This is a genomic window from Spirillospora sp. NPDC047418 (assembly GCF_040643275.1).
Taxonomy (GTDB): Bacteria; Actinomycetota; Actinomycetes; order Streptosporangiales; family Streptosporangiaceae; genus Spirillospora.
Window position 1 is genome coordinate 202,680 of record NZ_JBEYTW010000005.1, and the last position, 6,569, is coordinate 209,248.

The 6,569-nt window shown below is 72.4% G+C and carries 7 protein-coding genes; 4 read left to right on the plus strand and 3 right to left on the minus strand.

The window, feature by feature from the left end; translation table 11 throughout:
* Window positions 1-55: 55 nt before the first annotated feature.
* Window positions 56-1,039, minus strand: a complete 984-nt coding sequence (locus ABZ806_RS05180; protein ID WP_500215485.1) for a helix-turn-helix domain-containing protein — start codon at window positions 1,037-1,039, stop codon at window positions 56-58.
* A 319-nt stretch (window positions 1,040-1,358) separates the two neighbouring features.
* On the opposite strand from ABZ806_RS05180, the gene ABZ806_RS05185 reads away from it, so the two are divergent.
* Window positions 1,359-1,736, plus strand: coding sequence for a rhodanese-like domain-containing protein (locus ABZ806_RS05185; protein WP_500215487.1), 378 nt, complete (start codon window positions 1,359-1,361; stop codon window positions 1,734-1,736).
* A 200-nt stretch (window positions 1,737-1,936) separates the two neighbouring features.
* Window positions 1,937-3,391, plus strand: coding sequence for a DEAD/DEAH box helicase (locus tag ABZ806_RS05190; protein WP_500215489.1), 1,455 nt, complete (start codon window positions 1,937-1,939; stop codon window positions 3,389-3,391).
* A 52-nt stretch (window positions 3,392-3,443) separates the two neighbouring features.
* Here ABZ806_RS05190 and ABZ806_RS05195 read toward each other — a convergent pair whose 3' ends face one another.
* Window positions 3,444-4,256: an acyltransferase gene (locus tag ABZ806_RS05195; protein WP_500215491.1), complete on the minus strand. Its 813-nt coding sequence runs from the start codon at window positions 4,254-4,256 to the stop codon at window positions 3,444-3,446.
* Between the two features lie 81 nt (window positions 4,257-4,337).
* The gene (locus ABZ806_RS05200) at window positions 4,338-4,811 is read right to left on the minus strand and encodes a hypothetical protein (protein ID WP_500215492.1); all 474 of its coding nucleotides are present in this window, start codon (window positions 4,809-4,811) and stop codon (window positions 4,338-4,340) included.
* A 155-nt stretch (window positions 4,812-4,966) separates the two neighbouring features.
* On the opposite strand from ABZ806_RS05200, the gene ABZ806_RS05205 reads away from it, so the two are divergent.
* Both ABZ806_RS05205 and ABZ806_RS05210 read left to right on the plus strand, forming a co-directional pair.
* Entirely contained in the window at window positions 4,967-5,509 is a 543-nt protein-coding gene (locus tag ABZ806_RS05205; protein WP_500215494.1) for a peptidylprolyl isomerase, read from the plus strand.
* Between the two features lie 60 nt (window positions 5,510-5,569).
* Window positions 5,570-6,466, plus strand: a complete 897-nt coding sequence (locus tag ABZ806_RS05210) for a rhomboid family intramembrane serine protease (protein ID WP_500215496.1) — start codon at window positions 5,570-5,572, stop codon at window positions 6,464-6,466.
* The last annotated feature ends 103 nt before the right edge of the window (window positions 6,467-6,569 follow it).

Sequence of the window (6,569 nt, forward strand, 5' to 3'; positions counted from 1 at the left end):
CGGGCGGTCGCGCGGCTGCCGACCGGGCTCGACGGCCTCTCCGAGGACGGCGGCCTCAGGCAGGCGCGACAGCGCGGAAGGTGCGCCTGTAGCGGGACGGCGACGTCCTCATCGCCCGGACGAAATGGTGCCGGAACGTCGCCGGGCTCGCGAAGCCGACGGCCGCTCCGATCTCCTCGACCGGTGCGGTGCCCTCCTCCAGCAGCGGCAGCGCGGCCAGGACCCGCTGGCCGATGACCCAGCGGAGCGGGCTGGTCCCCGTCTGCCGGTGGAAGCGCCTGATGAACGTGCGGGGCGAGAGGCACGCCTCGCGCGCCATCCGCGCGACCGTGATCGGCTCGGCGAGGTGGGCCAGCGCCCAGGCCATGCTGCGCGCGACCGGGTCGTCCTCCTCGGGCAGGCGCACGGCGGCCTCCACGAACTGCGCCTGCCCGCCCTCCCGGTGCGGCGGTACGACCAGCCGCCGCGCGACCATGTTGGCGATCCGGGCGCCGTGGTCCTTGCGGACCAGGTGCAGGCACATGTCCAGCCCGGCCGCGCTGCCCGCGCCGGTGAGGACGTCGTCGCCGTCCACGTAGAGGACGTCCGGGGTCACGCGGACGGCCGGGTGGCGGCGGCGCAGCAGGTCGGCGTACTGCCAGTGGGTGGTGGCCTCCCGACCGTCCAGCAGGCCGGCGGCGGCGAGGGCGAAGGCGCCCGAGCAGACGGACACGACCCGGGCGCCGCGCGCGTGCGCCTCCCGCAGCGCGGCGACGACCTCGGGCGCCGGATCCCGCCGGACGTCCGGGACGGCGACGACCATCACGGTGTCCGCGGCCGCGAACGCGTCCAGCCCGAACCCGGCGGTCATGGTGAAGCCGCCGACCGCGCGCATCGGGCCGCGCTCCAGCGAGCACACCCGCAGGTCGTACCAGGGGACGCCCAGCTCGGGCCGGGCCAGCCCGAACACCTCGACGACCGAACCGAGCTCGAACGGCGCCATGCCGTCGAACGCCAGCACCGAAACGGTGTGCCGGCGCGCCGGGGGAGTGACGAACATGGCGAGATCTTAACGATGCCGGTCGTTCACGCCACTTCCGGACCAGCGCCCGCCCGGACGACGATCGATCCCACCCACAACCGACAGGGAGCCCGAAATGACCAAGCCCGAAATGACCAAGCCCGCAATGACCGAGCCCGCAATGGCCGAGCCCGCGCCGACCAAGCCCGCGATGGCCGAGCCCGCGCCGACTGTTCCCGCGCCGACTGTGCCTGGGGCGACCGGGCCCGCCATCGGGTCGGTTGTGAATGCGGTTCCAGCGGCGGCTGCGGATGTGGCGCGGCGGCATTTTGCCGCGCGGCTGGCCGTTGAGACCGATGTGTCCGATGTCGCCGCCGACCTGGCGTCCGGGGCGTCCGGTGTCGTCGTCGTCGACACCCGCAGCGCCGAGAGCTGGGCGCAGGGCCACGTCCGGGGCGCCGTCCATCTGCCTACCGCCGAGATCGCGGGACGCGCCGACGCCCTGATCCCCCGGGACGCGACCGTCGTCGTCTACTGCTGGGGGCCCGGCTGCAACGGCGCGCAGAAGGCGGCGCTGGAGTTCGCGAAGCTCGGCCGTCCGGTCAAGGAGATGATCGGCGGGTTCGAGTACTGGGCGCGCGAGGGGTTCCCCGTCGAGACCGGCGACGGCGCCGTCGCGCACCGCTCCCCCGACCCGCTGACGGCTCCGAGCACGGGCATCGCGTGCGCCTGCTGAGGCGCCCAGGTCGCATGTTCGTGCGGGGACGGGGCATAACGAGGTACCCCGGCGACGTTAGACTCTAGGAATCACTCTTCGGCGCCCCCATGGCGCCAGGCTCGTCCTTGCAGGCCGCGTGCATCGTGGTGCCTCCCGAGACGTGCCCCCCTCTCGGAAGGTAATGCGTGACCACAGCTGCCGCTGCACAGAACCCCTCCATGCCCGCGACCGCGGACGAGGAGCAGGTTCCCACCTTCGCCGAGCTCGGCATGCCGCCGGTGCTGGTGAACGCCCTGGAGCGCCAGGGCATCGAGGCTCCCTTCCCGATCCAGGCCGCCGCCATCCCGGACGTGATGGCGGGACGGGACGTCCTCGGGCGCGGTAAGACCGGCTCCGGCAAGACCCTGGCCTTCGGCCTGCCGCTCCTCACCCGCCTGTCCGGCCGCAAGGCCGCCGCGAAGCGCCCGCTGGCGCTGATCCTCGTGCCGACCCGCGAGCTCGCCCAGCAGGTGCAGACCAACCTGGAGCCGCTCGGCCGCGGCCTCGGACTGCGCTTCAAGACCGTCATCGGCCAGACCTCGATGTTCAAGCAGATCGACGCGCTGCGCCGCGGCGTCGAGGTCCTCGTCGCCACCCCGGGCCGGCTGAAGGACCTGATGCGGCAGGGCGCCTGCGACCTGTCCGACATCGAGATCACCGTGCTGGACGAGGCCGACCACATGGCCGACATGGGCTTCCTGCCCGACGTCACCGACATCCTGGACGCCGTCAAGCCCGGCGGCCAGCGCCTGCTGTTCTCCGCGACCCTCGACAAGGACGTCGACGTCCTCGTCCGGCGGTACCTGAACGACCCGGTGACGCACGCGATCGGCCCCGTGGACGAGTCCGTCGACACGATGGACCACCACCTCCTGCTCGTGGCGCCCAAGGAGAAGAGCGCCATCACCGCCGAGATCGCCAACCGCGAGGGCCGGACGATCCTGTTCGCCCGCACCAAGCACGGCGTCGACCGGCTCGCCAAGCAGCTCGTCCAGGTGGGCGTCCGCGCGGCGGGCCTGCACGGCGGCAAGAGCCAGGGGCTGCGCACCCGCACCCTCGCCGAGTTCCGCGAGGGCACCATCAGCGTGCTCGTCGCCACCGACGTCGCGGCCCGCGGCATCCACGTGGACGACGTGACCTTGGTCATGCACGTCGACCCGCCCGCCGACAGCAAGGACTACATGCACCGCGCGGGACGCACCGCCCGCGCCGGGGAGCGCGGCACGGTCGTCACGCTCGTCCTGCCGCACCAGGTGCGCTCCACGTCCGCGATGACGCGCCGGGCCGGCATCAACGCGCCGCGCGTCCGGGTGACCGCCGGCGACACCGAGCTGGTGAAGCTGACCGGGGCCCGGCCGCCGTCCGGCATCCCGATCGAGGAGCCGCTCATCCCCGAGCGCCCGCGCCGCGAGGGCGGCCGGGGCCGCCAGGGCGGCGGCGGACGCCGCCGCGGCCCGCGCACGTTCGACCGCGGTGAGGGCGGCGGCCGGGGCGAGCACCGCTCCTACTCCGGCGGCGACCGCCGGGGCGGCGGCCCGCGCACCGGTGCCGCGTCCCACGGCAACCGCCGCAACGGTTCTTTCAACGGCAACCGCCGCGACAACAACGACGCCCGCCCGGCCCGCTACAACTGACCCGACGAAAAGAGCCCCGCCCACCCGGGCGGGGCTTTTTTCATGTCCAGGGTCAGCCGGCCTCTTCTTGGAGGGCTTCGGGGTCGGTGCGGGCCGCGGTCTCCTCGCGGAGCTTGTCCTGGAGGATCTGGAGGCCCTCCAGGCCGTTGACGGAGAGGGCGGCCAGCTCGTCCAGGGACATCAGCGGGTCGTTGCGGAGCGGCGGCTGCCAGCCGGTCTCCTTGTCGTGGCTGCGCAGGACCTTCGCGGGGACGCCGCCGATGACCGCATGGTCGGGGAACTCGCCGCGGACGACGGCCCCGCCGGCGACGGCGACGTTGCGGCCCAGGCGGGTGCCGGGGAGGATGATCGCGCCCGTGCCGATCCAGCAGCCGTCGCCGATCACGACCGGGTTGTTCTCCGGCCACTGGCGGCCGATCGGCGTGTGCAGGTCGCCGTAGGTGTGGTTCTGGTCGGTGATGTAGACGTTCGGGCCGGTGAAGACGTCGTCGCCGATGTCGATGGACTGGTGGCCGACGATGTGGGTGCCGCGGCCGAGCGAGCAGCTCGCGCCGATGCGGACGATGACGTCCGGGCCGAGGTCCAGGCCGGGGACGAAACCGGCGGAGATCGTGACGTGCGTGCCGACCAGCGTGTGGTCGCCGATCGAGATCCACGGCTCGCCGTAGATGGAGCCGACCGGGAAGCCGATGCAGGCACCCTCGCCGAGGTAGGCGAACCTGCGCCTGCCCGGGGTGTGCGGGGTGATCTCACCGCGCCGCTGGACCCATTCCCAGGTGCGGTGCACGGCCGTGTGGACGCCCTGGCGGGCCCGGTCCTGGACGCGGGCCGCCAGCACCTGCCGGAGGGAGCGCTTCGGCGACATGGCGTTACGGTACCGGGTAGTAGCCGCCCTTGGACACGCCGGAGGGCCCGGCCGTCACCGGCCGGGCCCTCCGGGATCGCGCTAGTGCGGTGTGTGCACCTGACCGTCGACATCGGCACCGGTGACCGTCATGGAGTCGGCCGAGGTGGCGTCGTCCACGTGCTCACCGGAACCCTTGGTCATGTCGCGGATGACGCCGCGCCGTGTCGCCACGACACCGGCCACGCCGACCGCGGTGACCGCGCCCATCATCGCCATGAGCGCGCCGCGTCCGAACCCGGACCGCCTCGGCGGCTCGACCCGTCCGGCGACATCGCTCAGGAACGTGCTCACCCGAGGGGCGAGCCCGGCTTCCACATACCGGGCCGCCTTCCGGAGCCTCGGTGCGCTCCAGCCGCGGACGACCATGAGCCGCTCCTCCGCGACGGGAGCGATCCGCTCCGCCGCGTGCGAAGCGCTCTGCCGGCACGTCTCGGCACTCTGCCGGGCCACATCCTGGACGCGGCCGAACCGGGTGAGAACTTCGTCCTGCGGCTTCCGGCGGATATTGATCATTAGGGACACGCTAACCTCCCTGTTTGCGAGGTCCTGTCATGCAGCCTTCCCAGCGATCGGGAGGTAAACCCCGTGCGAGTGACCGCACGCGCACGCCGGGTAGTCGATTCGCGCATGACCGAGACCGTAACGTGCAGAGTTCAGACATCCACCACATGAGGGAGGCGGCCAGCGTGGCCAACGAGATCTTCGCGACGCTCAACACGTCGCTCGGCAAGATCGTGCTCCAGCTGTACCCCGAGCAGGCGCCCGAGACGGTGGCGAACTTCGTCGAACTGGCGGAGGGCACCCGGACGTGGACCGACCCGCGCACCGGGCAGAAGTCCGAGGCGCCGCTCTACAACGGGACGATCTTCCACCGGGTCATCGACCAGTTCATGCTGCAGGGCGGCGACCCGCTCGGCACCGGCACCGGCGGGCCCGGCTACCAGTTCAAGGACGAGTTCCACCCGGACCTGAAGTTCAACCGCCCGTACCTGCTGGCGATGGCGAACGCCGGGCCCGGCACCAACGGCTCCCAGTTCTTCATCACGCTCGACGTGGGCCACACCCAGCACCTGACCGGCCGGCACACCATCTTCGGCAAGGTCATCGAGGGCACGGACGTGGTCGACCGCATCGGCAAGGTCGAGACCGGCCGCAACGACCGTCCGAAGCAGGACGTCGTCGTGGAATCGGTGACGATCGAGCGGCGTTAGTCGTTTCCCACATGAGACCCCGCGACGGGTGACGCCCGCACCGGCCCCACGGAGCCAGAGATGAGCACTGAACCCAGCCCCGCTCCCGAGACCTCGGTACCGACCTGCTACCGGCACCCGGGGCGGGAGACGTATGTGCGCTGCACCAGGTGCGACCGCTACATCTGCCCGGAGTGCATGCGGGACGCGGCGGTCGGGCACCAGTGCGTGGAGTGCGTCGCCGAGGGCAACCGCGGCGCTCGCCGGGCGGTCGCGCGGACGCCGGTCGGCGGGCGGGCGCCCTCGTCCGGGGGGCCGATCGTCACGTACTCGCTCATCGGCGCGTGCATCGCGGTGTACCTCGCCGAGCTGGCGTCCTGGCGGGTCGTCTGGGAGTTCATGATGCTCGGCCGCGCCGTGCTGCCGGACGGCAGCGTCGGCGGGGTCGCCGAGGGCCAGTGGTACCGGCTGTTCAGCACGATGTTCCTGCACCAGCGCGGCGGGACGTTCGGCATCACCCACATCCTGTTCAACATGTGGGCGCTGTGGGCGGTCGGCCCCGCGCTGGAGCAGGTGCTCGGACGCTGGCGCTTCCTGGCGCTCTACGTGCTGTCCGGGCTGGGCGGGTCGGTGCTGCTGTACCTGGTCGGCGACGCGAACAGCTCGGCGGTCGGCGCGTCGGGCGCCATCTTCGGGCTCTTCGGGGCGTACTTCGTGATCGGCCGCAGGCTCGGCGGGCCGGTCGGGCCCATCGTCGTGCTGCTGGTGATCAACCTGGTGATCACGTTCTCGGTGCCGGGGATCTCCTGGCAGGGGCACGTCGGCGGGCTCGCGGTCGGCGCGGTGCTGGCCGCCGCCTACGCCTACGCTCCCGCCGCGCGGCGGCGGCTGTTCCACATCGGGGCGCCCGTGCTCACGCTGGCGCTGCTCGCGGCGCTGGTGGTGCTCAGAACGGCCGAACTGAACCCGTCCATGTAGCGTGCGGGCGCCCGCCACCCCCCACCGCGGGCGCAACCCACCGCGGGAGCCGGGGGGAAAAGGCGGTGGTAAAACAGGGGCAAGCCGGGGGGGGTGTTGCGCC

Coding starts and splice junctions, on each gene's coding strand:
- ABZ806_RS05180 (WP_500215485.1), bottom strand. CDS start 1,039: ATGTTCGTCACTCCCCCGGCGCGCCGGCACACCGTTTCGGTGCTGGCG.
- ABZ806_RS05190 (WP_500215489.1), top strand. CDS start 1,937: ATGCCCGCGACCGCGGACGAGGAGCAGGTTCCCACCTTCGCCGAGCTC.
- ABZ806_RS05195 (WP_500215491.1), bottom strand. CDS start 4,256: ATGTCGCCGAAGCGCTCCCTCCGGCAGGTGCTGGCGGCCCGCGTCCAG.
- ABZ806_RS05200 (WP_500215492.1), bottom strand. CDS start 4,811: ATGATCAATATCCGCCGGAAGCCGCAGGACGAAGTTCTCACCCGGTTC.
- ABZ806_RS05205 (WP_500215494.1), top strand. CDS start 4,967: ATGAGGGAGGCGGCCAGCGTGGCCAACGAGATCTTCGCGACGCTCAAC.
- ABZ806_RS05210 (WP_500215496.1), top strand. CDS start 5,570: ATGAGCACTGAACCCAGCCCCGCTCCCGAGACCTCGGTACCGACCTGC.